Source organism: Paenarthrobacter sp. CM16 (genome assembly GCF_013179505.1).
Taxonomy (GTDB): Bacteria; Actinomycetota; Actinomycetes; order Actinomycetales; family Micrococcaceae; genus Arthrobacter.
Window position 1 is genome coordinate 1 of the sequence record NZ_JABMCX010000012.1, and the last position, 23,473, is coordinate 23,473.

Annotated in this window: 24 protein-coding genes; 12 read left to right on the forward strand and 12 right to left on the reverse strand. The window is 60.7% G+C overall.

What is annotated here, in order from left to right; translation table 11 throughout:
* Positions 1–435, forward strand: a 435-nt coding sequence (locus HP499_RS01825; RefSeq protein WP_172322261.1) for an Lrp/AsnC family transcriptional regulator, incomplete at its 5' end; no start/stop codon positions are given.
* A 60-nt stretch (positions 436–495) separates the two neighbouring features.
* Here the strand turns inward: HP499_RS01825 and HP499_RS01830 are convergent.
* Positions 496–936: a VOC family protein gene (locus HP499_RS01830; protein WP_172322262.1), complete on the reverse strand. Its 441-nt coding sequence runs from the start codon at positions 934–936 to the stop codon at positions 496–498.
* 319 nt (positions 937–1,255) lie between these two features.
* Here HP499_RS01830 and HP499_RS01835 point away from each other — a divergent pair, with 319 nt between their 5' ends.
* Positions 1,256–1,645 carry a DUF3054 domain-containing protein gene (locus HP499_RS01835; protein WP_172322263.1) on the forward strand — a complete coding sequence of 130 codons (390 nt, stop codon included), beginning with the start codon at positions 1,256–1,258 and terminating at the stop codon, positions 1,643–1,645.
* 71 nt (positions 1,646–1,716) lie between these two features.
* On the forward strand, positions 1,717–1,995 hold the full coding sequence (locus tag HP499_RS01840; RefSeq protein ID WP_026540747.1) for an Lrp/AsnC family transcriptional regulator: 279 nt from the start codon (positions 1,717–1,719) through the stop codon (positions 1,993–1,995).
* A 30-nt stretch (positions 1,996–2,025) separates the two neighbouring features.
* Here the strand turns inward: HP499_RS01840 and trpD are convergent, their stop codons facing one another.
* On the reverse strand, positions 2,026–3,090 hold the full coding sequence (trpD, locus tag HP499_RS01845; protein ID WP_172322264.1) for an anthranilate phosphoribosyltransferase: 1,065 nt from the start codon (positions 3,088–3,090) through the stop codon (positions 2,026–2,028).
* Between the two features lie 112 nt (positions 3,091–3,202).
* Between trpD and HP499_RS01850 the strand changes: the two genes are divergently transcribed.
* The 4 genes from HP499_RS01850 to HP499_RS01865 all read left to right on the forward strand — a co-directional run bounded on the left by HP499_RS01850 (position 3,203) and on the right by HP499_RS01865 (position 7,573).
* On the forward strand, positions 3,203–3,877 hold the full coding sequence (locus tag HP499_RS01850; RefSeq protein WP_172322265.1) for a heme-copper oxidase subunit III: 675 nt from the start codon (positions 3,203–3,205) through the stop codon (positions 3,875–3,877).
* An 88-nt stretch (positions 3,878–3,965) separates the two neighbouring features.
* Positions 3,966–4,754 carry a c-type cytochrome gene (locus HP499_RS01855; protein ID WP_172322266.1) on the forward strand — a complete coding sequence of 263 codons (789 nt, stop codon included), beginning with the start codon at positions 3,966–3,968 and terminating at the stop codon, positions 4,752–4,754.
* Between the two features lie 97 nt (positions 4,755–4,851).
* A complete protein-coding gene (locus HP499_RS01860; RefSeq protein ID WP_026540751.1) occupies positions 4,852–5,922 on the forward strand; it encodes a ubiquinol-cytochrome c reductase iron-sulfur subunit in 1,071 nt (356 codons plus the stop codon).
* Positions 5,900–7,573: a cytochrome bc complex cytochrome b subunit gene (locus HP499_RS01865; RefSeq protein ID WP_172322267.1), complete on the forward strand. Its 1,674-nt coding sequence runs from the start codon at positions 5,900–5,902 to the stop codon at positions 7,571–7,573. The genes HP499_RS01860 and HP499_RS01865 overlap by 23 nt, the downstream gene beginning before the upstream one ends.
* A gap of 163 nt (positions 7,574–7,736) precedes the next feature.
* Here HP499_RS01865 and HP499_RS01870 read toward each other — a convergent pair whose 3' ends face one another.
* Complete coding sequence (locus tag HP499_RS01870) at positions 7,737–8,528, reverse strand: GntR family transcriptional regulator (protein ID WP_172322268.1); 792 nt, start codon at positions 8,526–8,528, stop codon at positions 7,737–7,739.
* A 158-nt stretch (positions 8,529–8,686) separates the two neighbouring features.
* Here HP499_RS01870 and HP499_RS01875 point away from each other — a divergent pair, with 158 nt between their 5' ends.
* Positions 8,687–8,980: an HPr family phosphocarrier protein gene (locus HP499_RS01875; RefSeq protein WP_172322269.1), complete on the forward strand. Its 294-nt coding sequence runs from the start codon at positions 8,687–8,689 to the stop codon at positions 8,978–8,980.
* 107 nt (positions 8,981–9,087) lie between these two features.
* On the opposite strand, the gene HP499_RS01880 is transcribed toward HP499_RS01875, so the two are convergent.
* From HP499_RS01880 to HP499_RS01900, 5 genes are all read right to left on the reverse strand, one after another.
* Complete coding sequence (locus HP499_RS01880) at positions 9,088–9,489, reverse strand: cytochrome c oxidase subunit 4 (protein WP_172322270.1); 402 nt, start codon at positions 9,487–9,489, stop codon at positions 9,088–9,090.
* Complete coding sequence (ctaD, locus tag HP499_RS01885; RefSeq protein WP_011774899.1) at positions 9,486–11,210, reverse strand: cytochrome c oxidase subunit I; 1,725 nt, start codon at positions 11,208–11,210, stop codon at positions 9,486–9,488. Before ctaD ends, HP499_RS01880 begins: the two co-directional genes overlap by 4 nt.
* Positions 11,211–11,220: 10 nt before the next feature.
* Complete coding sequence (gene coxB / locus HP499_RS01890; RefSeq protein ID WP_172322271.1) at positions 11,221–12,093, reverse strand: cytochrome c oxidase subunit II; 873 nt, start codon at positions 12,091–12,093, stop codon at positions 11,221–11,223.
* Between the two features lie 183 nt (positions 12,094–12,276).
* A complete protein-coding gene (locus HP499_RS01895; protein WP_172322272.1) occupies positions 12,277–12,666 on the reverse strand; it encodes an iron-sulfur cluster assembly accessory protein in 390 nt (129 codons plus the stop codon).
* A 175-nt stretch (positions 12,667–12,841) separates the two neighbouring features.
* A complete protein-coding gene (locus HP499_RS01900) occupies positions 12,842–14,275 on the reverse strand; it encodes a dipeptidase (protein ID WP_172322273.1) in 1,434 nt (477 codons plus the stop codon).
* A 115-nt stretch (positions 14,276–14,390) separates the two neighbouring features.
* Here HP499_RS01900 and HP499_RS01905 point away from each other — a divergent pair, with 115 nt between their 5' ends.
* A complete protein-coding gene (locus tag HP499_RS01905; protein ID WP_172322274.1) occupies positions 14,391–14,984 on the forward strand; it encodes a DUF3043 domain-containing protein in 594 nt (197 codons plus the stop codon).
* Between the two features lie 92 nt (positions 14,985–15,076).
* Here the strand turns inward: HP499_RS01905 and HP499_RS01910 are convergent, their stop codons facing one another.
* Positions 15,077–16,156 (reverse strand): quinone-dependent dihydroorotate dehydrogenase, encoded by a 1,080-nt coding sequence (locus HP499_RS01910; protein WP_172322275.1) that lies wholly within the window; start codon positions 16,154–16,156, stop codon positions 15,077–15,079.
* A gap of 68 nt (positions 16,157–16,224) precedes the next feature.
* On the opposite strand from HP499_RS01910, the gene HP499_RS01915 reads away from it, so the two are divergent.
* The 3 genes from HP499_RS01915 to HP499_RS01925 are packed head-to-tail and all read left to right on the forward strand — an operon-like array spanning position 16,225 to position 20,006.
* Positions 16,225–17,916 (forward strand): FAD-binding dehydrogenase, encoded by a 1,692-nt coding sequence (locus HP499_RS01915; RefSeq protein ID WP_172322276.1) that lies wholly within the window; start codon positions 16,225–16,227, stop codon positions 17,914–17,916.
* Between the two features lie 9 nt (positions 17,917–17,925).
* Positions 17,926–18,936 carry an alpha/beta hydrolase gene (locus HP499_RS01920; protein ID WP_172322277.1) on the forward strand — a complete coding sequence of 337 codons (1,011 nt, stop codon included), beginning with the start codon at positions 17,926–17,928 and terminating at the stop codon, positions 18,934–18,936.
* On the forward strand, positions 18,933–20,006 hold the full coding sequence (locus HP499_RS01925) for an alpha/beta hydrolase (protein WP_172322278.1): 1,074 nt from the start codon (positions 18,933–18,935) through the stop codon (positions 20,004–20,006). Before HP499_RS01920 ends, HP499_RS01925 begins: the two co-directional genes overlap by 4 nt.
* Positions 20,007–20,021: 15 nt before the next feature.
* Here the strand turns inward: HP499_RS01925 and HP499_RS01930 are convergent, their stop codons facing one another.
* The 3 genes from HP499_RS01930 to leuA all read right to left on the reverse strand — a co-directional run bounded on the left by HP499_RS01930 (position 20,022) and on the right by leuA (position 23,427).
* Positions 20,022–20,846: an isoprenyl transferase gene (locus HP499_RS01930; RefSeq protein ID WP_172322285.1), complete on the reverse strand. Its 825-nt coding sequence runs from the start codon at positions 20,844–20,846 to the stop codon at positions 20,022–20,024.
* A gap of 2 nt (positions 20,847–20,848) precedes the next feature.
* Entirely contained in the window at positions 20,849–21,601 is a 753-nt protein-coding gene (gene recO, locus HP499_RS01935; protein ID WP_172322279.1) for a DNA repair protein RecO, read from the reverse strand.
* A gap of 86 nt (positions 21,602–21,687) precedes the next feature.
* Positions 21,688–23,427, reverse strand: a complete 1,740-nt coding sequence (leuA, locus tag HP499_RS01940; protein WP_172322280.1) for a 2-isopropylmalate synthase — start codon at positions 23,425–23,427, stop codon at positions 21,688–21,690.
* Between the last annotated feature and the right edge of the window lie 46 nt (positions 23,428–23,473).

The window sequence follows — 23,473 nt, forward strand, 5'->3', positions numbered from 1 at the left end:
TTACTTCTCAAGCTCGATGGCCGAACCTCCGTTGCAGACATATCCAACGCGCTTGAGATCAGTCCTGCAAAGGCGAGGAACGCCCTGGCCACGGTCATCGCAGAAGATCGCCTGACCTTGCGACTGGAAGTCGCCCGTTCTTACACACCGTGGCCGGTGAACGTGTGGTACTTCATGCGGGTCCCCGCCACAAAGGTTGAAGTAGTTGCCCGGAGGTTGTCCACCCTGGAAGAAGTGCGCATGGTGGCGACCACAGGCGGCATGTATTCCATCGTCATGACGGTATGGCTGCGCCGCGTCGAAGACATGACCATATTGGAACGGCAGTTAGGCGAACGGTTGCCCTTTGCCGAAATCATGGATCGGTCCATCGTCCTGCGGACACCTAAACACATGGGCCACAGGCTTGACACCAGCGGCAAGCGGACCGCTTGAGCTGAACTGCAAATGACCCACCGCGGGCGCGGCTACAGGAGACTTTTGCCCCACCGGACCCTATGCAGTCTGCTGCTGCCCCTGCTGGGCGCCGGCAATGTTGACCAGCCAGCCGATACCGAATTTGTCGATACACATCCCGAACGTATCGCCCCAAGGCGCCGTCTCAAGGGGAACGGTGACAGTACCGCCGTCGACCAGTTTGTCCCAGTAGCCTCGGAGCTCGGCTTCGTCAGCCGCTTCGCCGCTCAACGACACTGAGATGTTGTCCCCTGGATTGAAAGGCATGCCATTGGGGGTGTCGGCAGCCATGAGGGTCAAGCCGCCCGGAGTTTCCAGCATGGCATGCATGACCTTGCCGGCCTCTGCTGCATCCTCACTGGCCTGGTAGTCGCCGAAGGTGCTGATATTCAGTTCGCCACCAAAAACGGATTCATAGAAGGTGATGGCCTCCCGGGCATTGTCCCGGAATGAGATGTACGGGTTGAGACGGATTGTCATGGCTCAGCCTCCTGTTGGGGCAGTGTTGATTACGTCACAATGCGGCCATGCTAACAGCCCCGGGCGGCACCTGTCCCCCACGTCTTCATCCCCCGTCGTACTTTTTGAAGGGCATTGATGTCCAGCTTCCGAATCCGCATCGTAGCCTCCACGGCGCGCCGGGAGCCTTCGGGATCCGCACCTCCCAAGAGGGCCGGCAATGCCGTCCGGCCGGGGCATGATGTTTCCGATGGAGGAGTTGTCAAAGACCACATACAACGCATTGGACCAGCAGGCCTTGACTTCGCGCGCGGGTCGCGGCCCGGATAATGTCAGAGACATGCCTTCACCATCCAGGCAATGGATTCCCTCGGCCATTGCAGACGTCCTGTTGATTCTTGTCTTCGCTGCCATTGGCAGGGACGCCCACGCCCGCGGCGACATCATTTCCGGCGCATTCATCACGGCGTGGCCCTTCCTGACCGGAGCAGCCCTTGCGTGGATGGCTATTCGCGCTTGGCGCGCGCCTTTGGCTGTTTGGCCGACGGGCGTCCTCGTCTGGATCAGCGTGGTCCTGGTGGGGATGCTGCTACGGGCTGCCACAGGGCAGACCGTGGTGTTGCCCTTTGTACTGGTTGCGTCAATCAGCCTTGGGGTTTTCCTGCTCGGCTACCGGGTCGTAGCGCGCCTGTGGATACGGGCGACCCAAAGGCGGCAACGCCGCGTTTGAACGGAGCCTGTCAGTTACAGATGCACTAGGCTGAAGCAGTCCGCAATGATGCTTTTCCGGAAAGGCCCCACGTGATCACCGCTTTCGTCCTGATCAAGACAGATGCTTCACGCATCCCGGAGACCGCCGAGCAGATCTCCGCCATCCAAGGCATCAGTGAGGTCTACTCTGTCACCGGTGAATGGGACCTCATTGCTGTTGCCAGGGTGACCAAGCATGAAGAACTGGCGGACGTCATCGCCGACAAACTCTCCAAAGTGGGTTCGGTGGTTCACACCACCACCCACATTGCCTTCAGGGCGTACTCGCAGCATGACCTCGACGCGGCCTTTGCGCTCGGCTTCGAGTAGGCTGTCCGCCGGCTGAGGCTGCCCGGCTGCCTAGGCCTCGCTGCGGCTGAGTTCCGTCCATTTAGCGAGGACTTCCGCAGCTTTCCCGGAGTCAATGGACTCGGCTGCCCGGGCGAATGCCGCGCGCATGCGATCAGTCAGACTTCCCTCAGCATGCAGGTCGAAGGAAACCAGGCCCGCGGCCGCATTGAGGAGCACGGCGTCCCTCACAGGGCCCGTCTTTCCGTCAAGGATGTCGCGGACGACTCCGGCATTGGCAGCGGCGTCGCCTCCACGGAGATCCGCCACGGTTGAAGGCCCAATACCAAGTTCGGCCGGATCGAAAACTTGCTCAGCGACTTCGCCATTCCTGATTTCCCATACAGTGGACGGGCCCGTGGGGGTGAGCTCATCGAGTCCGTCATCACCACGAAACACCAATCCACGGCTCCCCCGGTGCGCCAACACGCCGGCCACCAGCGGGGCCATCCGGACATTGGCAACACCAACAGCCGATGCCTGCACGTGAGCCGGATTAGTCAGCGGACCAAGGAAGTTGAAGGCTGTGGGAACTGCCAATTCCCGGCGCGGCACAGCCGTGTGGCGGAAAGAAGGGTGGAAAACCTGTGCGAAGCAGAATGTGATTCCTGCCTCTTCAGCGTTCCGGGCCACCTCGTTGATCGAAAGGTCCAGCCGAACACCCAAGGCCTCCAGCACGTCCGCTGACCCCGAAGTGGAAGAAGCTGCCCTGTTTCCGTGCTTGACCACTTTGGCCCCGGCGCCTGCAGCAACCAATGCGGCCATCGTAGAAATGTTCACGGTATTGAGACGGTCGCCACCAGTTCCGACGATGTCCAGCTTCTCGCCCGAAATACTGATGGGGTTGGCGTGCTGGACCATGGCCTTGACCAGGCCTGCCAGCTCCTCCACCGTTTCGCCCTTGGACCGGAGGGCAACAAGGAAGCCTGCAATCTGCGCCGGAGTCGCTTCCCCGGACATGATCGTATTCATGGCCCACTCTGTATTGCCCACTGCAAGGTCGTCGCCGTTGATCAGTGCTGAGATGAGCCCTGGCCAGGTATTGCTGGCTGCAGGTGCCGATGCCGGAGAAGTCACCCACTGATGCTATCGACCCTGCCACGCCGATGACCAATGTGAACGCAGCCGGGAACTTTTCCGCGCGATTTCGCGTCTTTGTAGAAAAAGTCTCCCGAATCGGTGGTTTGCATTGGGAACTCTGGACTTTTACAGACATAATGTCCTTGTGACATCTGCGACCCATGCCCCCAGTACCCCGGCGCACCCGACGCTGAACCGCCCCAACCTGGTTTCTGTTGGAACCGTTGTTTGGCTGTCCAGTGAGTTGATGTTCTTCGCCGGCCTTTTTGCCATGTACTTCACCCTGCGCTCCACATCTGGACTGATGTGGGCCGAAGAGACGGCCAAGCTCAACTTCCCGTTTGCGCTCGTCAACACGATCGTCCTTGTGGCAAGTTCATTCACTTGCCAGATGGGCGTTTTTGCCGCCGAGCGGCTCGAACCGCGCCGTACCGGCCGCCCGCTCCAATTCACACGGTGGGGCATGTCCGAATGGTTTGTCCTGACCTTCGTCATGGGCGCCTTCTTCGTTGCCGGACAGACCACGGAATACGCCATGCTCGTCTCCGAGCATGTCTCCCTGTCCTCCAACGCCTACGGCTCCGCCTTCTACATGACAACGGGCTTCCACGGCCTTCACGTCATTGGCGGCCTGATCGCCTTCCTGTTCATCATTGGCCGCGCTTTCGCAGCCAAGAAGTTCGGGCACTTTGAAGCGACGTCGGCGATCGTCACCTCGTACTACTGGCACTTTGTCGACGTTGTGTGGATCGGCCTGTTCTTGGTCATCTACGTCCTCAAGTAAGCCCGGCTTTGACTCTTTTTCTACAAGAGGCAGAATTTCAAGAAGCGGCTCGCGGAGCCGACGCAGGATCGAATAAAGGAACCACCACGTGAAGGCACTATCGCAGAAGCGACGTCACCCACTGGCAGCCATTGCGCTGCTGTTGATGGGCCTCCTCCTCACTGGTGGGCTCTACGCCGTTGCCACAACCGTCAACCAGGCCAAGGCCGACACCACAAGCTTCAGCGCTAGTGACGTAGAAGAAGGCGGCAAACTCTTTGCCGCCAACTGCGCCACCTGCCACGGCATGGGTGCCTCCGGAACCCAGGACGGCCCCTCGCTGGTCGGCGTGGGCGCTGCAGCCGTTGACTTCCAGGTTGGCACCGGTCGTATGCCCATGCAGATGAGCGGACCGCAGGCCCAGCAGAAGCCCGCCCAGTTCAACGCAGAGCAGACCAAGCAGCTCTCCGCCTACGTTGCCTCCCTCGGTGCAGGTCCGGCCATCCCCGAGGAACACCTCCTCGACGGCAAGGGAGATGCCGCCAACGGTGGCGAACTCTTCCGCGTCAACTGCGCCATGTGCCACAACGCAGCCGCTGCCGGCGGCGCCCTGACACGCGGCAAGTTTGCTCCTGCACTGGCCGGCGTCAGCGCAGAGCACATTTACGAAGCCATGGTGACCGGACCGCAGAACATGCCTGTCTTCAGTGATTCCAATGTCACTCCTGAAGACAAGCGCGACATCATCACCTTCCTGAAGACCATCGAAGCCAACGGTTCACCCGGTGGCGCGGACCTGGGCTCCCTTGGCCCGGTCTCTGAAGGCCTCTTCGTCTGGGTTGCCGGTTTGGGTGTCATCATCGCGTTCACCATCTGGTTGACGTCCCGCACGTCCTGATCCGGACGCAACAAAAACTTCTGCTGCATTGTCAGCAGTTTGAAACTGAAAATAACTCGGCTCCGGCCGAGACAACGAGAGAAGGATGAGGCGAATTATGGGCAACCATAGTGACGGCAGTCCGAACCACTCGGGCACCGTAGCTACGGCTGGTCAGAATGAGGTGGAGAAGTTCCAGGATCCTGGTCTTCCTCCGCATCGTTTGCGCCTGGCTGACACGGACCCGGTAGCCGCAAAGCGAGCCGAACGTCAGGTAGCCATTCTGTTTGGCACCTCCGTCATTGGCACGCTGGTCTTCCTGGTGGCGTACTTCGCCATCGATCTGGGCGACGACACCACCATTGCGACCATCCGTACCCAGAACCTCCTTCTGGGACTCGGTACGGCCTTTGCAATGCTTGGCATCGGCACCGGCATCGTGCACTGGGCCAAGGCCCTCATGCCCGATCACGAAGTGTCTGAAGAGCGCCACGCCATCCGTACCGAAGAGGATCGCCAGGCTGCTGTCCGGATCGTCGACGACATCGTCGAGGAGACCGGCATCAAGCGCCGCCCGCTGATTCGCAACACCCTCCTTGGTGCAGTTGCACTTGCTCCGCTGCCTGCTCTCGCCATCTTCGGCGACCTGGGCCCGCGTCCCGACGATGCTCTGGCACACACCATGTGGGCTCCTGAGGGCGGAAAGCTGAAGCGCCTGACGCGTGACCCTGATGGCACCCCCATCAAGGCCTCGGACGTCACCATCGGATCCGCCTTCCACGTCATCCCCGAAGGACTCAACGAGCTCCATGAGGGCAAGCTGAACGAGAAGGCAAAAGCCGTCGTCCTGCTGATGCGTCTGGATCCGAACTCACTGAACCCCTCCGAGGGCCGCGAAAACTGGAGCTACAACGGAATCGTTGCTTACTCCAAGATCTGCACGCACGTTGGTTGCCCTGTTGCTCTTTACGAGCAGCAGACACACCACCTTCTGTGCCCCTGCCACCAGTCCACGTTTGATCTCACGCAGGAATGCAAGGTCATCTTTGGACCGGCAAGCCGTCCGCTCCCCCAGCTGCCTATCGCAGTTGACGCAGAGGGCTACCTCGTCGCGACCAGCGACTTCAGAGAACCTGTAGGACCGAGTTACTGGGAGCGTGACGAGCATGAGCGCCTCATCAACAGCTGAAGCCCCCTTCGTTCCGAAGACCAAGGTTGGTAGTTTCACCAACTTCGTGGACGAGCGTGTGGGTGGCTCAGGCATCCTGCGTGAGTTCGGCCGGAAGGTCTTCCCCGACCACTGGTCGTTCATGTTCGGTGAGGTGGCGCTGTACTCCTTCGTCATCTTGCTGATGTCGGGTACCTTCCTGACGTTCTTCTTCGATCCGTCCATGGCGGAAACCCATTACCAGGGTTCGTACACACCGCTGTACAACGTCGAAATGTCCGTGGCATACAGCTCGTCGCTGAACATCTCCTTCGACGTTCGTGGCGGCCTGTTCATGCGCCAGGTACACCACTGGGCAGCCCTGCTGTTCGTGGCGTCCCTGGGTGTTCACATGCTTCGTGTGTTCTTCACGGGTGCCTTCCGTAAGCCGCGTGAAATGAACTGGGTAGTTGGCGGCGTGCTGCTCATCCTGGCGATGGCAGCCGGATTCACCGGTTACTCACTCCCCGATGACCTGCTCTCCGGCAACGGCCTCCGCATCATCGACGGCGTCATCAAGTCCATCCCGGTCATCGGAACGTACATCTCGTTCTTCCTCTTCGGTGGGGAATTCCCGGGTACGGCCATCATCGGCCGCCTCTATGTGCTGCACATCCTCCTGGTGCCCGCGCTCATCCTGCTGATGATCGTGATCCACCTCTTCATGGTGGTCGTGCACAAGCACACCCAGTACCCCGGCCCGGGACGCAATGACGGCAACGTCGTCGGTTACCCCCTTGGCCCGGTCTACGCAGCCAAAGCCGGCGGATTCTTCTTCATCGTCTTCGGCGTCCTGGCACTGATGGCTGCAGCGTTTACGATCAACCCGATCTGGAACTACGGCCCTTACGACCCCTCACCTGTGTCCGCTGGTACCCAGCCTGACTGGTACATCGGATTCGTCGATGGCGCCTTGCGCCTCATGCCGGGTGTCATCAACGACTTCCACTTCGAGTGGGTCATCTTCGGACGCGTACTGACCTTGAACGTTCTTCTGCCGGCGCTTGTGCCTGCAGGCATCATCTTCACGGTCCTGTTCATGTACCCGTGGATCGAACGCTGGATCACCAAGGACAACCGCGAGCACCACGTTCTTGACCGTCCTCGCAACGTGCCTACCCGCACGGCGATCGGTGTTGCAGGATTCACCTGGTACTGCGTGATGTGGGCAGCCGCAGGTTCCGACCTCATCGCAACCCACTTCCACGTGTCGTTGAATGATGTGACCTACTGGCTGAGGACTCTGTTCTTTATTGGCCCGGTCATCGCATTCATCGTGACCAAGCGCATTGCCCTCGCACTCCAGCGCAAGGACCGCGAGATTGCCTTGCACGGCCGGGAAACCGGACGTATTGTCCGTCTCCCCCACGGTGAGTTCATCGAGGTCCACGCTCCGTTGGATGAGTACAAGCGCTACAAGCTCGTTGGATTCGAGTCACCGGCTCCACTGCCGGCGGAGCCGAACGAGCACGGCGTTGTCACCGGCAAGGAAAAGCGCCGCGCGGCCCTCTCCAAGTGGTTCTTCGAGGACCGTGTTGCTCCGGCAACACCGGCCGAGCTTGAAGCCGCCCACGCACATGGCCACCATGAGGCTATTGAAGCAGGCGAAGACCAGAAGAGCCTGAGCCACTAACGCTTGGAAGTCTTATACAGGAAGGGCCCGGTCCATTGGACCGGGCCCTTCCTTTGTGTCCATATGCATCTATGTCCCTGCGAAACCTGGATTTCGTCCGTTGCCGACCCCGGCACCTCGGGTTTTCGCTTCGGATCCTGGTGCTGCAACATCCCAATGCCGGCTACGGCTGGGTGCGGTATCCCGATGAGTAATTACGGGTGGGCCTCACACCTGGACGCTGCAGGGGCACCCAGAGCTTGTAGCGGTCCGCCCGATAGTAGGAGACGGAATAGTCCACCATGGCACGTGCTACGAAGGCGTGGCGTTGAATCTTCAGCAAAGGAGCGCCCACATCCACGTTGAGCAGCCGCGCAGTGGAGGGTGAGGCAGCAGTGGCCTCAATCATGTCCTCGCCCCATTCCATCACCAAGCCGAACCGTTCGCTGAGAACGTTGTAGAGAGACGTAGGTGGCGCCTCATCCAGTAGCCCCGGGACCCGGTGCGCCGGGATGAAGTTTTCATCCACGCTCATGGGTTCATTGTCTGCCAGCAGTAGACGCCTGAACCGGACCAGCGGGGTGCCTTCTTCCAGCTGAAGCTCCCGGGCAAGGAAGGCGCTTGCGGAAATCTGCTCAAAGCTCAGCACCTTCGCGGCAGGGACCATGCCTCGCCGCTGCATCTCTTCGCTGTAGGAGGTCAGCTTCACTTGAAGGTCCAGCTTGGGCTTTCGGACAAATGTTCCAAGCCCGACGACGCGCTCAATGACCTCCTCGCCCACCAAGGCATCAATGGCCTGCCGCACTGTCATCCGGGCCAGGCCAAAACGATCGGAAAGATCCCGCTCGGAAGGAAGCGCAGAACCTGGTGGACAGGATTGGGCAATGAATGCGCGCAGTATTTCACGGAGTTGGACGTAAATGGGCGTACCGCTGGCGCGATCGATCTCGCCTGCGATGCTTGCTGCCTCAGGCACTGCAGCTGTCCAGCAATTGAGTCATGTTTCAAGGATAATTCAGCGGTGCTTCAGGTCTAGACCACGCTGTACCCATGTGGAGCACCGAGTCAGCGGAAGCTACGCTTGTAGGGACTATTTTCCGACGGATGTTCCGTCGACTAACCAAGGGAGTTGGGTTGCCGGAACAGAAGGCTATAGTTGCCGCGGAAATCGGGTTGCATGCACGGGCGGCAGCTGTGTTCGTCCGTGCCGTCACCGAGACGGGCCTGCCGGTCACTATCCGTAAGCAGGACGGTCAACCCGTTGACGCGCGGTCGCTCCTCGAAGTCATGACCGAAGACTTTGGACATGGGTGTGAGGTATTTCTGGAAGTCGCTCCAGATGCGCTGATCGCAGGACAGACCGTCGGGTCGGCTCAGAGTGCCTTGATGGCTCTTTCGGCCGTTCTGGAGGGCACTGAGGCCCGCTGAACACTTCTGAGACCGGCTTCCGCCTCCCCCGCACATAAAGAAATGGGCCCCACCAAAGGGTGGGGCCCATTTCTCATAACTCTATTTCTTATGCCTGGAACAGAAGGCTAGTGCGCGTGGTCGCCGCGGCTGTATTCAAAGACCCAGCCAACCAATGCCACGATGGCAAGGCCGCCGGCGACGTAGGTTACCCAGAAGCCGATAGCAAGGCCAAGGAACCCACCGGCGCAAGCCAGACCAAGAACCAGCGGCCACCAGCTCCAAGGGCTGAAGTGCCCCTGTTCGCCGGCACCTTCGTGGATTTCGGCGTCAGGCCGGTCCTCGGGGCGAAGGCCAATACGCTTGCCCGTGAAGCCCAGGTAGGCACCGATCATTCCGGCAAGGCCACCGACCAGGAGGATGCCCAGGACACCAACCCATTCATTCCATTCCGTCAGGAATCCATAGGCAATGGCTACGGGAACGAAGAAGAAGACTCCGGCTCCGAAGAGCCACGATTCAATTTTCATTTGCTGACGTCCCTTTGGTCGGCGTTACCCAAAACAGCTGCTGCGGGTGACGGGGCCTCGGCGGTGTGAACCTGGGCCAACTCCGGGTGGTGAAGGTCAAGGGCCGGGCGCTCGGAGCGGATACGGGGCAAGGAAGTGAAGTTGTGGCGCGGAGGCGGGCAAGACGTTGCCCATTCCAGCGAAGCACCGAAGCCCCACGGGTCATCCACTTCTACCTTCTTGTTGCTGCGCCAGGTGATGTAGACGTTCCAGAAGAACGGCAGGAGCGAAGCACCGAGGACGAAGGAGGAAATAGTGGAGAACTGGTTCATCCAGGTGAAGTTATCCTGCGGCATGTAGTCGGCGTAACGACGCGGCATTCCTTCAACGCCCAGCCAGTGCTGGATCAGGAAGGTTCCGTGGAAGCCGAGGAACAGGAGCCAGAAGTGGATCTTGCCGAGGCGCTCGTTGAGCATCTTTCCGGTCCACTTGGGCCACCAGAAGTAGAAGCCCGCAAACATTGCGAAGACCACGGTACCGAAGACCACGTAGTGGAAGTGAGCCACCACGAAGTAGGAGTCCGAGACGTGGAAGTCCAGCGGCGGCGAGGCCAGGATGATGCCGGTGAGGCCACCGAAGAGGAAGGTCACCAGGAAGCCGATGCTCCACAGCATGGGGGTTTCAAAGGTGATGGACCCTTGCCACAAGGTGCCGATCCAGTTGAAGAACTTCACGCCGGTAGGCACTGCGATCAACATGGTCATGAAGGCGAAGAACGGCAGCAGCACCGAACCGGTGACGTACATGTGGTGCGCCCAAACGGTCACGGACAGGGCCGCGATGGCGATGGTCGCGTACACAAGACCCTTATAGCCGAAGATCGGCTTGCGGCTGAAGACCGGGAAGATCTCAGACACGATGCCGAAGAACGGCAGCGCAATGATGTACACCTCAGGGTGGCCGAAGAACCAGAACAGGTGCTGCCACAGGACCGCTCCACCGTTTTCGGGATCGAAGATGTGGGCACCAAAGCGGCGATCAGCACCAAGTGCGAACAGTGCAGCTGCCAGTGGCGGGAACGCCATCAGGACCAGGATTGCCGTAACCAGCGTGTTCCAGGTGAAGATCGGCATGCGCCACATGGTCATGCCCGGTGCACGCATGCAGATGATGGTGGTGATGAAGTTGACGGCGCCAAGGATGGTGCCGAAGCCGGAGAGGGCAAGGCCGAAGACCCAGAGGTCACCACCAACGCCGGGGCTGAAGGTTGTGTTCGACAACGGCGCGTACGCGAACCAACCGAAGGAAGCAGCACCCTGGGGGGTGATGAAACCGGAGACGGCGATGGTGGAACCGAAGAGGAAGAACCAGAAAGCCAGGGCATTCAGACGCGGGAATGCGACGTCGGGGGCACCGATCTGCAAAGGCATGATGACGTTTGCGAAGCCGGCAAACAGCGGAGTTGCGAACATCAGGAGCATCACGGTGCCGTGCATCGTGAACATCTGGTTGTACTGCTCTTTGGTCTGCAGGATCTGCATCCCGGGTTCGAACAGTTCAGCGCGGATCAGCAGCGCCATGACGCCACCGAGGCAGAAGAACACGAAGGACGCGATCAGATACATGTACCCGATCGTCTTGTGGTCGGTGGAGGTAATCCAGTTGACGACGATGCGCCCCTTGGATTTAGGAACTACGGGAGCTTCAAGGACCCCCGGTGCGGATTGAGTGTACGTAGCCACGTCGCTCCCCTTACTTGGTTTCGTTCAGGTTCGGGTTACGGTCGTATTCCGCACCGAGCAGGCCCGTGTTGCCTTCCTGGCGAAGCTTGTCCATGTGTGCCTGGAACTCAGACTCGGAGACAACCTTGACGCGGAAAAGCATTTCGGAGTGGTACTCGCCGCAAAGTTCGGCACACTTACCGTCGAAGGTGCCCTCCTTCGTGGGGGTGAACCTGATGTAGTTCGTCTTGCCGGGGATCATGTCGCGCTTCTGGAGGAACGCGGGAACCCAGAATGAGTGGATGACGTCGCGGGAGTTCAGCTCCAGGTCCACTGACTTGCCAACCGGCAAGTACAGGGTGGGGAGCAGTTCCTTGTCGACTTCATTGCCGGTCAGGTGGGCCTGAACGCCGGCCTCGTGGAGGTCTTCATTGATGACCTCGCCCTTTTTGTAGTTGAAGTCCCAGGCCCACTGCTTGCCGCGAACGTCAACAACGACGTCGGCGGGCTGCGAGCGGTCATCGATCGCACGCTGGTCCTGGTCGGTGAAGTAGAAGAACACCAGCACCATGAACAGCGGGATGGTCAAGTAGAAGACCTCAAGCGGCAGGTTGTAGCTGAGCTGCTTGGGGAAACCCGTGGTGCCCTTGCGGCGACGGTAAGCAATGATGCACCAGACCAGAAGGCCCCACGTGATAATACCGACTGCCAAGGCGGCGATCCATGAGTTGACCCAGAGGTCCATGATCCGGTCAGTGTGGTTGGTCGTGCCGCGCTCTGTAGGCAGCCAACCCTTCTCTACCTCTGGTGAACATCCGGTCAAAACCAACGCGCCGGCTAGTGCCAAGCCAGTGATCGATGTGATCTTTTTGCGTCGGCTGCCGGTTCGGTTCTGCGAACTCACAGACGGCCCTTCCTCTTGTTGCTGTCTCCCGGCAGGCCGAAGGCCCACCGGGCACACTAAAAGTTTTACTACCCGATGTAGAGCTTACCGCTATCAAGCGGTTTTCGCGCACATGTCAGCGCCGTGGCTCCGAATGGTTTTAAACCCATCCGAAGTGGCGCCGACATGCGGCGATGGCTCACATCAGTGGAACGAATCGCCGCAAGCGCAAGACCCGCCGGCATTCGGGTTGTCGATAGTGAAGCCCTGCTTCGAAATGGTGTCTTCGAAGTCGATGCTGGCGCCGCTGAGATACGGCACGCTCATCTTGTCCACTACGACCTCGACGCCGTCGTAGTCGCGTACAGCATCTCCGTCGAGCAGTCGCTCGTCGAAGTACAGCTGATAGATCAATCCGGAGCAACCTCCAGGCTGGACTGCAACGCGCAGCCGAAGGTCGGTGCGCCCTTCCTGTTCCAGGAGGCTGCGGACCTTGCCTGCGGCGACGTCGGTCAGATTGACCTCGTGCGTGGCCAGTTCGTCGTTGGCGACGACCTGTTCTCCGGTGCTGTTTTCGTTGGTTGCAGTGCTCATTGGCCTACCTTCTTATGAAGCTCCTGGCGGCGGCGCCGGGACGCTGCCTGCCCTTACCCAATTACATACGGGTTATAGCTAATGCTACGTCGCGCAGGCGTTTAGCTATAACTCCTGACGTAACCACAGACAGCATTTGGTTGTTCCCGGCGCGCCGCCGCTCCATCACAGGCCGCTAGCCCTCGAGTCCCTCCGCATTGAGCTTGGCCAGCATCAGTGCTTCAGCCAGCACAGCATGCCGGAAGTCACCAATGTGCAGGGATTCATTGGCACTGTGCGCCCGGGAATCAGGATCTTCCACGCCCGTCACCAGGATCTGGACGTCAGGATAAACATCCATGAGGTCCGCAATAAAGGGTATGGAACCGCCAATTCCCATTTCCACGGGCTGGACACCCCACGATTCCCCAAGCGCCCACAAGGCTACCCTTGCTGCTGCGGAGGAAGTATCCGTGGAGAAGGCGTTGCCCCGCTCCCCCGGCGTAAACGTCACCTTGGCACCGAATGGTGCGTTGGATTCGACGTGCGACTTGAGTGCATCCATAGCAACCGCCGGGTCCTGTCCCGGAGCCAACCGCATGCTGAACTTGGCCCGTGCGGCCGGGATCAGCGTGTTGGATGCGACATCGACTGAGGGGACATCCATACCGATGATGGACAGTGCGGGCTTGGTCCACAGTCGGGAGGCAATGGTTCCCGCACCGGCAAGCTTCACACCTTCAAGCACCGAGGCGTCTGCGCGGTAGTCTTCTTCGGCCAGGTCCACAGCTACCTCATCGCGGGCCACCAGGCCCTCAACGGCTACCTTGCCGTCGTCGTCGTGCAGGGTGGCGATGAGCCGTGAGAGCAGGGTCGGGGCATCGAGCACCGGCCCACCAAACATTCCGGAGTGGACTGCATGGTCCAGGACGCGCACCTCAAAGGTCCCGTCCACCAATCCCCGAAGGCTGGTGGTCAGGGCCGGAACACCAACTTTCCAGTTGCTGGAGTCGGCCACCACAATGACGTCAGCCCGCAGGAGTTCCTGATGTTCCTCCAGGAATGTCCGGAACGTGGGCGAGCCCGCCTCTTCCTCACCTTCAAAGAAGAAGGTCACGCCGAGCCCAAAATCGTCACCCAGAACTTTGGTCACCGCATTGTAGGCGGCCAGGTGTGCCATGATTCCGGCCTTATCGTCAGCAGCACCACGTCCATACAGGCGGCCTTCGCGTTCCTCGGCCACGAAAGGCTCGGAGTTCCATAGGCTGCTGTCCCCGGGCGGCTGGACATCGTGGTGGGCATACAGCAGGATGGTCGGCTTGCCCTCCGCGGCGGGACGGCGCGCGACGACGGCAGGACCACCGGGGGTACCGTCGGTCTTGATGCACCGCAGTATCCGAACGTCTTCCATGCCCGAGGCTTTGACCAAGGCAGCGACAGCTTCGGCGCTGCGGTCCAGTTCATTCGGGTCGAAACTGGGCCAGGCAATACCCGGAATACCAACCAGGTCCTTAAGGGATCCCAACGTGGTGTCGAAGGAATCGTTGACGGCTCCGGACAGTGCCTCCACTGGAGTATTGCCGGCGAGCCCTTGCTTGTTCTGCGGGATCTCCGCATGTGCTGAAGTCATGGCCACACTTTACCGCCGGGGTTTCGGCGCCAGCGGCAGGCATGGCCACCCGGCGTCTGTCCCAGCCAGTGGTCCACGTAACGTACGCCACCTCTCTGAGGGGTATTCTGTAGGGGTGTTCGGACGCAAAAAGGAAGAGCCCAGCGCTCAATCAGTAGTAGACCAGGCCTACGCCACCGCCATGGAGCCCGGTGCCGGAAAGGGCACCCCGACTCCCAAGCGGAAAGACCAGGAAGCAGCCCGCAAGCGACCCCTGGTTCCCAATGACCGCAAAGCCTCAAAGGCTGCGGAGCGGGTGGCCATCCAGGACCAGCGGCAGAAGATGCGGCAGGCGCTGGATACCGGTGACGAGAGGTTCCTGCCACTGCGCGACAAAGGACCCCAGAAGCGCTACACACGTGACTATGTGGACGCACGGTTCAGCCTCGGTGAGTACCTGATGTTCGGAGCCTTGCTGTTCGTGGTGATCTCCCTGATCATTCCGCCCACAAGCGCCGGCATCAGCTACGTCCTCATCGGATTCTGGATTATGTTCCTGGCTGTCTTCGTTGACGTCTTCATTCTTTCCCGCAAATTGCGGAAACGGCTCACCGAGAAGTTCGGTGAGGTTGAACGTGGCTCCGTTTGGTACGGCTGCATGCGCGCTCTTCAATTCCGCAAGCTTCGCCTGCCCAAGCCGCAGGTCAAGCGCGGGGAGTACCCGGCCTAGCCGCCCTATCCTTTCAAATACAGGAAGACCCCGGACCATTGGTCCGGGGTCTTCCTTATGGTTGGCTCTGTGCACCGACCGGGCAACCGGGGTTATCGCACAGCGTTTTTGCGGAACTTTGCGAGTCCCTTGTTGATGCGCGAGGCCCAGAAGGGGCCCTCGTAGAGGAACGCCGTATAGCCCTGGACCAAAGTGGCACCTGCGTCCAGACGGTCTTGAACATCCCTGGCAGTCTCCACCCCTCCTACGGCGACAAGCACGAGCTGGTCACCCACGGCGGCCTTGAGCCTGCGCAGTACTTCGAGCGATCGCTGCTTCAGGGGGGCTCCCGACAGGCCACCGGCTCCCAGGGATTCGACCTTGTCGGCGTCCGAAACGAGGCCTTCCCGGGAAATAGTGGTGTTGGTGGCAATGATTCCGTCCAACTTCAGGTCCAGCGCCAGCCGGGCGACGTCGTCGATGTCCTCGTTGGAGAGGTCCGGGGCAATCTTGACCAACAGCGGAATATGCCGTCCTGCAGCTTCGTCGGCGGCGTCACCAACTGCCCGCAGCAACGGCCGCAGCGTCTCCACATTCTGCAGCAATCGAAGACCGGGGGTGTTGGGAGAACTGACGTTGACCACCAGGTAGTCTGCCGCCGGTGCCAGGCTGCGTGCACTGACGAGGTAATCGTCAGTCGCTTCGTCGAGCTCAACCGCTTTGGTCTTGCCAATGTTGACGCCGATGACCGGCCGGACATCCGGGTGCTTCCTTTGCAAGGCCGCACGCGCGGACTTGAGTCGCGGCGCAACGGCTGCTGCGCCGTCGTTGTTGAACCCCATGCGGTTGACCACTGCACGATCCTCAATGAGTCGGAACAACCGCGGCTTGTCGTTGCCTGGCTGCGCCTGGCCCGTAATAGTCCCCACCTCTACGTGGCCGAAGCCGAGCTCGGTCAGGGCCTCAATGCCGTGGCCTTCCTTATCAAAGCCTGCTGCCAGGCCGAACGGCGAGGGAAACGTCAGCCCCAAAGCCTCCGTGCGGAGCGATGCGGCGGGGACCGTCAGCCGGGCCAGTATCCGGCCGGCGCCCGAACGGTGGGCCGCCCGGATTCCCTGGAAACCGATCTTGTGTGCCTTTTCGGCATCCATCCAGGAGAAAGCCAGCTTGAAAAATGTGGGGTAAACACGCATGTTCCTAGTTTTCCGGTTTACGGACGACTCGCCAAACCCGTGACCCGCGATGCCGCTAGCATGTACCCATGCCGCGGACAAATAGTGACGCAGATCATGGGAACGCCATCAATGCCTACTTCTCTGCCGACGTCGTCGTAGTGGGTGCCGGACTTTCCGGCCTGGTGGCCGCAGCTACGGCCTATGCCGCGGGTAAGTCGGTGGCCATACTGGATCAGGAACCGGCAGCTTCAGCAGGTGGCCAGGCCCATTGGTCTTTCGGTGGCCTTTTCATGGTGGACACCCCTGAACAACGGCGTCTTGGGGTCAGGGACAACGCCCACCTTGCCCTGTCGGATTGGCTAGCCTCAGCGGCCTTTGACCGAAGCCAGGACGTCAATGCCCGTCAGTGGGCAGAGGCGTATGTCCACTTCGCCGCGGGCGAGAAACGGGCCTGGTTGAAGGGGCTCGGGGTGGGCATCTTTCCCTTGGTTCAGTGGGCCGAGCGGGGCGGCTACGGAGCCCAGGGACACGGCAACACTGTCCCCCGCTTCCACGTCACCTGGGGAACGGGGCCGGCATTGGTGCAACCTTTCCTGGCCAAGGTCATGGAAGGCGTCGGCGCCGGGCGCGTCAGCCTGCACTTCAGGCACAGGGCACTGACCCTGGCAATGACGGCTGGCCGGATCTCGGGTGTTTCGGCCGAGATTCTGGAAACCTCGACGGCGGCACGGGGCCAAGCCTCCTCGCGGCTGCCGGTTGGTCAGTTCACGGCCAATGCGGGCGCGGTGGTCGTCACGACGGGCGGCATAGGCGGCAATCACGCATCGGTGCGTCGCCAGTGGCCAGGGGGTACGGCCCCTGTACACCTGCTAAGCGGGGTGCCTGCCTCCGTTGACGGCGAGTTCCTTCCCGCGGTGGAAGCCGTCGGAGCAGCATGGGTCAATGGTGACCGGATGTGGCACTACCCCGAAGGAATCCACAACTACGATCCCGTCTGGCCGGCCCATGGAATCCGGATCCTTCCAGGGCCATCGTCCCTGTGGCTCGACGCCCAAGGCCGCCAACTGCCTGCTCCCCTTTTCCCCGGCTTTGACTCGCTGGGTGCACTGAACCACATCGTCAAGACAGGACATGGCTATTCATGGTTCGTCCTGAACCGAACCATCGCGCTGAAAGAACTTGCGCTATCAGGCTCCGAGCAGAACCCCGATCTCACGCAAAAAAATGTCCGGCTGCTCGCGTCGCGTTTGCGTCCCACAAGCGACTCACCCATCCAGCGTTTCCTGGACCGCGGCGTGGACTTCATCCAGGCATCCTCGCCCAGGGAGTTGGCCTCCCGGATGAACCAACTCACCGGAAATTCCATGATCGGGGCTGACGCCCTTGAAGCACTGATCCAAGCCCGGGACCGGCAGGTCGAAAGCGGCCTGGGAAAGGACCCCCAGCTTGCTGCCATCAGGGCGGCGCGACGGTTCGCCACGGACAAACTGATGCGGGTGGCCCCGCCGCATCGCCTCACAGATCCCGCCCACGGGCCGTTGGTGGCCATTCGGCTTTCCGTGCTGACCAGGAAAAGCCTGGGCGGGATCACCACCGATCTGCAGTCCCGGGTCCTTGACCCTCGAGATCAGCCCATCCCTGGCCTCTACGCAGCAAGGGAAGCAGCAGGTTTCGGCGGTGGCGGCATCCATGGTTACAGGGCTTTGGAAGGAACATTCCTTGGGGGCTGCCTGTTCACCGGGAGGGCCGCGGGGCGGGCCGCCGCTGCCAGTGTCTAAGCTAAAGCCATGGAGTGGACGGCTGACATCTTGGGAACAGACTTCCAATCCTGTGGCATTGATGCCACAGGATCCGACGGCGTCATCCGCCATGCCACCTTGGTACGCCACCGGGCGGAGAATCAGGAATCGATGAAAACCCGGCAGCCACAAGGCGCGGTCCTGTTTCTGCACGGCTGGAGCGATTACTTCTTCAACACCGAGCTGGCTGGGTTCTGGGCCGCACAGGGCTACGATTTCTACGCGCTGGATATGCATAACCACGGCCGCAGCCTGCAGACCGATATGCCTGGCGGTTACGTAGCAAACCTGATGGATTATGACGCCGAAATCAACCAGGCGCTTGCCATCATCCGCGACGAGCCGGGTACCCCACTGGGAGGGACTGTGACCCTGATGGGACACTCCACCGGAGGGCTGGTTGCCGCACTATGGGCGAGCCGCCATCCTGGATCCATTCAGTTCCTGATCCTCGACAGCCCGTGGTTGGAAATGCACGGCAGTTCCTTGGTACGGAGGGCTGCACAGGCGATGGTGGCACCCATAGCGAAGCTCCGGCCTGAAACCGTTTTGAGATTGCCCGAGCGGGGGTTTTACTTCCGGAGCATCAGCAGTACAGCAGAGGGTGAGTGGTCGTTGGACGAAAAGTACCGCCCACCGCTGGCCTTTCCGGTCCGGGCCGGCTGGCTTAGTGCGGTCTTTGCCGGGCACTCCCAGGTTGCCCGAGGGCTGAACCTTGATGTGCCCGTCCTCGTCCTGACATCTTCCGCCAGCGCCAATGGCATGGTGTGGCAGGAATCCATGCGCCGCTCGGATGCGGTGCTGGATGTCGGTGTCATTGCGCTCAGGGCCATGGCACTGGGCCGTAGCGTGACGCTGGAGCGCATCGACGGAGGGCTCCATGACGTCTTCCTTTCAGCCCCTCCAGTGCGGAAGGACGCCTACGCCCGGCTTGAGCGGTGGATCAAGGGTTTCATGCAGAGCGGTGCGCCGGCAGATGTGCAGCAGGGGGAACAATGAACACCACGCAAGAACCCACCTCACGGTGGAGACGCGACGTACTGGGTCACGGCTACGAATGCATGGACCTGCCGCTGAAGCCTGACGAGGAAGGGCCTGTCCACGCAACTCTTGTCCGGTACGCTCCACCCGCGCCGCAAACTTCCCAGAATGGCGTGTTGGACTTCCTGACGTCCTTTACCAAGCGCAAACGCCGCGCTGTCCCGGCCGATCCAGGCGGAGCGCCCCGCGTTGTGCTCTATCTGCACGGTTGGGCGGATTATTTCCTGCAGACCGAACTGGCCGAGTACCTCACGGCGTCGGGTTTTTACTTCTATGCGGTGGACCTTCGGAAATTCGGCCGCAGCCTGCTGCCCGGACAAACGCCCGGCTACATTACGGACCTCAACGCCTACGACGAGGACCTCGCTGCAGCGTTGGTGGAGATTGAACGGGACGTGGCTGAGCGGACCGGCAACACCACGGCGCCAACCATCCACATGCTGGCCCATTCCCTGGGCGGCTTGATCGCGGCCCTCTGGGCCGACCGCAACCCCGGCCGGTTGGGCACTTTGGTTTTGAATTCCCCTTGGCTGGAGCTCCAGGGCAGCAGCTTGGTCCGCAGCATCGCCATGCATCTGGTGGAACCTTTTGCACGCACGGACCCCAAGCGGCCCTTCCGCTTTCCCGAGATGCCGGCCTACTGGGAGAGCGTCAGCAATGAAGCACATGGCGAGTGGATCCTCGATCCACTGTGGCGGCCACGCGCGTCATTCCCGATCCGCGCAGGGTGGACCAAAGCTGTCCTGGCAGGGCACGCTGCCGTGGAACGAAAACTAAGCATCGATGCGCCGGTCCTGGTTTTGTTGTCGGGACGAACAAGAATCCAAGGTGAGTGGACGGCTGACCTGATGCGGGCCGACGCGGTCATTGACGTTGAGGAAACATCGCGAAGGGCCCTGGGCCTGGCCCGCCGCACCGCGGTCTTCCGGTACCCGGGCGCCCTTCATGACGTGTTTCTGTCCAGGCGCACCGTCCGTCAGCAGGCGTACCGCGATGTTGCTGTCTGGCTAGCCGCTTATCCCTACTGATGTAGCAAGGGTGCGCTACATTCCGGTTGGCGCCGCATCCACGGCGCCTCCATAGCGCCTGTCGCGCTTTGCATAAATCTCGACGGCGTCCCACAGGGTCCGCCGGTCTACGTCCGGCCACAGTGTGTCCATGAAGACGAATTCAGCGTAGGCAGACTGCCACAGCAGAAAATTCGAGAGCCGCTGCTCTCCGGAACTACGAAGAAAAAGGTCGACATCCGGCAAGTCGGGCTCATCGAGGTATTTCTGGATGGTCTTCTCCGATACGGATCCAGGCTTCAACCGACCCTCGGCGACGTCATGGGCGATGGCGGAGACTGCGTCCGCAATCTCGGCGCGGCCGCCGTAATTAACACACATGGTCAACGTGCAGGTGTCGTTGGCCTTGGTGTATTCCTCGGCTTCTTCGAGTTCCCTGATAACAGAACCCCAGAGTTTTGGGCGCCGGCCCGCCCAGCGAATGCGCACGCCCCACTCATCGAGCTGGTTCCGCTGGCGTCGTAGTACATCCTTGTTAAATCCCATCAGAAAGCGGATCTCCTCAGGGGATCGTCTCCAGTTCTCAGTCGAGAACGCGTAGACGCTGACGTATTTGATGCCCAGTTCGATCGCCCCTGCCATCACGTCAAGCAGAGCAGGCTCGCCGGCTTTGTGCCCCTCGATGCGAGGAAGCCCGCGCTGATTCGCCCAGCGTCCGTTGCCGTCCATGACTATTGCCACGTGTTGAGGAATAAGTTCGCTGGGAATACCGGGCGGCACGGCCCCCGAGGGGTGTCCGTAAGGCGCTGTAACAGGGGCCGTCCTGGACGTTGTCGTCTTGCTCTTCTTACCAAGTGCCACTGTCAGCTTCGCTCCACGTGTTTGAGTGATTTCAGGGCCCGTTCCAAATGCCATTGCAGATAGCCTGCCACCAGCCCTGCGGCTTCCCGCCGGTGCCTCGGATCCGATGCATCAGCCACACCCCAGTTGCCTGTCAACAAAGCACCAAGCAGTACCACGGTCTCCGCAGCCGGCGCCGGCGAACCCGGAGGGCGGCAGTCGCTGCACACCATGCCGCCGACCGGAGCAGCAAAGGCCGTGTGCGGCCCCGGCCGGCCACACCGCGCGCAATCAGTAAAACTGGGAGCCCAACCACCAGTGGCCAAAGCCCTCAGCAGGTACGAGTCCAGAATAAGTTCAGGCGGATGGTCCGAACGGCTCAGGGCTGCAAGTGCCCCCACCAGCAGGTTGTATTGCGCGGTCCCGGATTCGGTATCGGCATCCGTGAGTTTCTCGGCAGTCTCCGTCATGGCCGCAGCAACGGTGAACCTGCCATAGTCGGCAGCAATACTGCTGCCATACGCACCCTTGGCCACGGCCTGGGTCACAATGTCCAAGGTGCGGCCGGAGACAAGCTGCAAGTCTGCCACCATGAAGGGCTCAAGACGGGCCCCGAAACGGCTGCTGGTCCTCCGCACGCCCTTGGCAACTGCGCGTACCTGGCCATGGTGCTTGGTCAAAAGCGTGATGATGCGATCTGCTTCGCCCAACTTGTGGGTACGGAGCACCACGGCATCGTCCCTGTAGGAACGTGCTGCAAACGACGGATTGGCCACAACTAATCTTCGCACTAGGACGGGACCACTCTGCGATCCCCGGACCGTGTGGTGACGGTATTTCCCGTCACCACACGGCAGATACTTTAGGCCCGGGCGTCCCGCACTGCCCGGTTCACAGCCGAAATCAGCGCCTTGAGTGATGACGTGGTGGTGCTGGGGTCGATACCCACACCCCACAGGACCCGCTCGCCAACGGCACATTCAACGTAGGCCGCCGCGCTGGCGCTGCCACCCTCGGACAACGCATGTTCGCTGTAGTCAAGCACACGGACATCAACGCCGTCGTGATGCAGGATGTCCAGCAGTGCAGCAATGGGACCGTTGCCATGCCCGGTCCGCCGGACTTCCACGCCGTCGATCCGCAGGTTGGCATTCATGGTCATGGCGCCGGATTCGTCGGTTTCGGTGCTGACGCTACCAAGGGCATAGCGGCCCCACTGGGCCTGCTCCTCATCGGACGGCAAGTATTCATCCTGGAAGACCTGCCACAGTTGTGCACCGCTGACCTCGCCACCCACGGCGTCGGTGCGCCGCTGGATGACTCCGGAAAACTCAATCTGGGCACGCCTGGGAAGATCCAAGTTGTGCTCATTCTTCAACAGGTAGGCAACCCCGCCCTTGCCCGATTGAGAGTTCACCCGGATGACAGCTTCATAGCTGCGTCCGAGGTCCTTGGGATCCACGGGCAGGTATGGAACCTGCCAAGTGAAGTCGTCTACCGATTTTCCGGCCGCCGCGGCGTCCTTCTCCAGGGCTTCGAAACCCTTCTTGATGGCATCCTGGTGCGAACCGGAGAAGGCTGTGAAGACGAGGTCGCCACCATATGGTGAACGCTCCGGAACCGGCAACTGGTTGCAGTACTCCACCGTGCGACGAACTTCATCGATATCGGAGAAATCGATCATGGGGTCCACGCCCTGCACGAACATGTTCAATCCGAGCGTTACCAGGTCCACGTTGCCCGTGCGCTCACCGTTACCGAACAAGCAGCCTTCAATCCGATCGGCGCCGGCCAGGTAACCGAGCTCGGCCGCAGCCACACCCGTGCCGCGGTCGTTGTGCGGGTGGAGGGAAATGATGATGCCCTCGCGAGGGTGCAGGTTGCGGTGCATCCACTCGATGGAGTCTGCATAGACGTTCGGTGTAGCCATCTCCACTGTGGCCGGCAGGTTGATGATCACCTGGTTGTCAGCAGAGGCCTCAAAGACGTCGGCTATGGCGTTGCAGACCCGGGCGGCGTACTCGAGCTCGGTTCCCGTGAAGGATTCCGGTGAGTATTCATACGTGATGTGCGTATCCTGCAGGGTTTCCTCGTACTTTTTGCACAAGCGGGCACCCTGCAACGCGATATCAAGAATTCCGTCTTCGTCCTGGTTGAAGACCACGCGCCGCTGCAGTACGGAGGTGGAGTTGTACAGGTGGACAATGGCCTGCTTGGCACCCACCAAGGACTCGTAGGTCCTCTCGATCAGATGCTCACGCGCCTGGGTCAGGACCTGGATGCTGACGTCATCAGGGATGTGCCCACCCTCGATGAGTTGGCGAACGAAGTCGAAGTCGGTCTGTGACGCCGAAGGGAATCCAACTTCAATTTCCTTATATCCCATTTTCACGAGCAGCTGGAACATCTTCAGCTTGCGCGCCGGGCTCATGGGGTCGATCAAGGCCTGGTTTCCATCGCGCAGGTCAACGGCGCACCAACGCGGGGCTTTGGTGATGATCTTGTCCGGCCAGGTGCGGTCAGGAACTTCGACGGTGATTTGGTCCTGGAACGGCAGGTAGCGGTGAATCGGCATACCGGAGGGCTTTTGTGCATTACGCATGACGTGTGGCCTTTTCTCTAAGAACTAAGTGAAAGCTTAGCCGGAC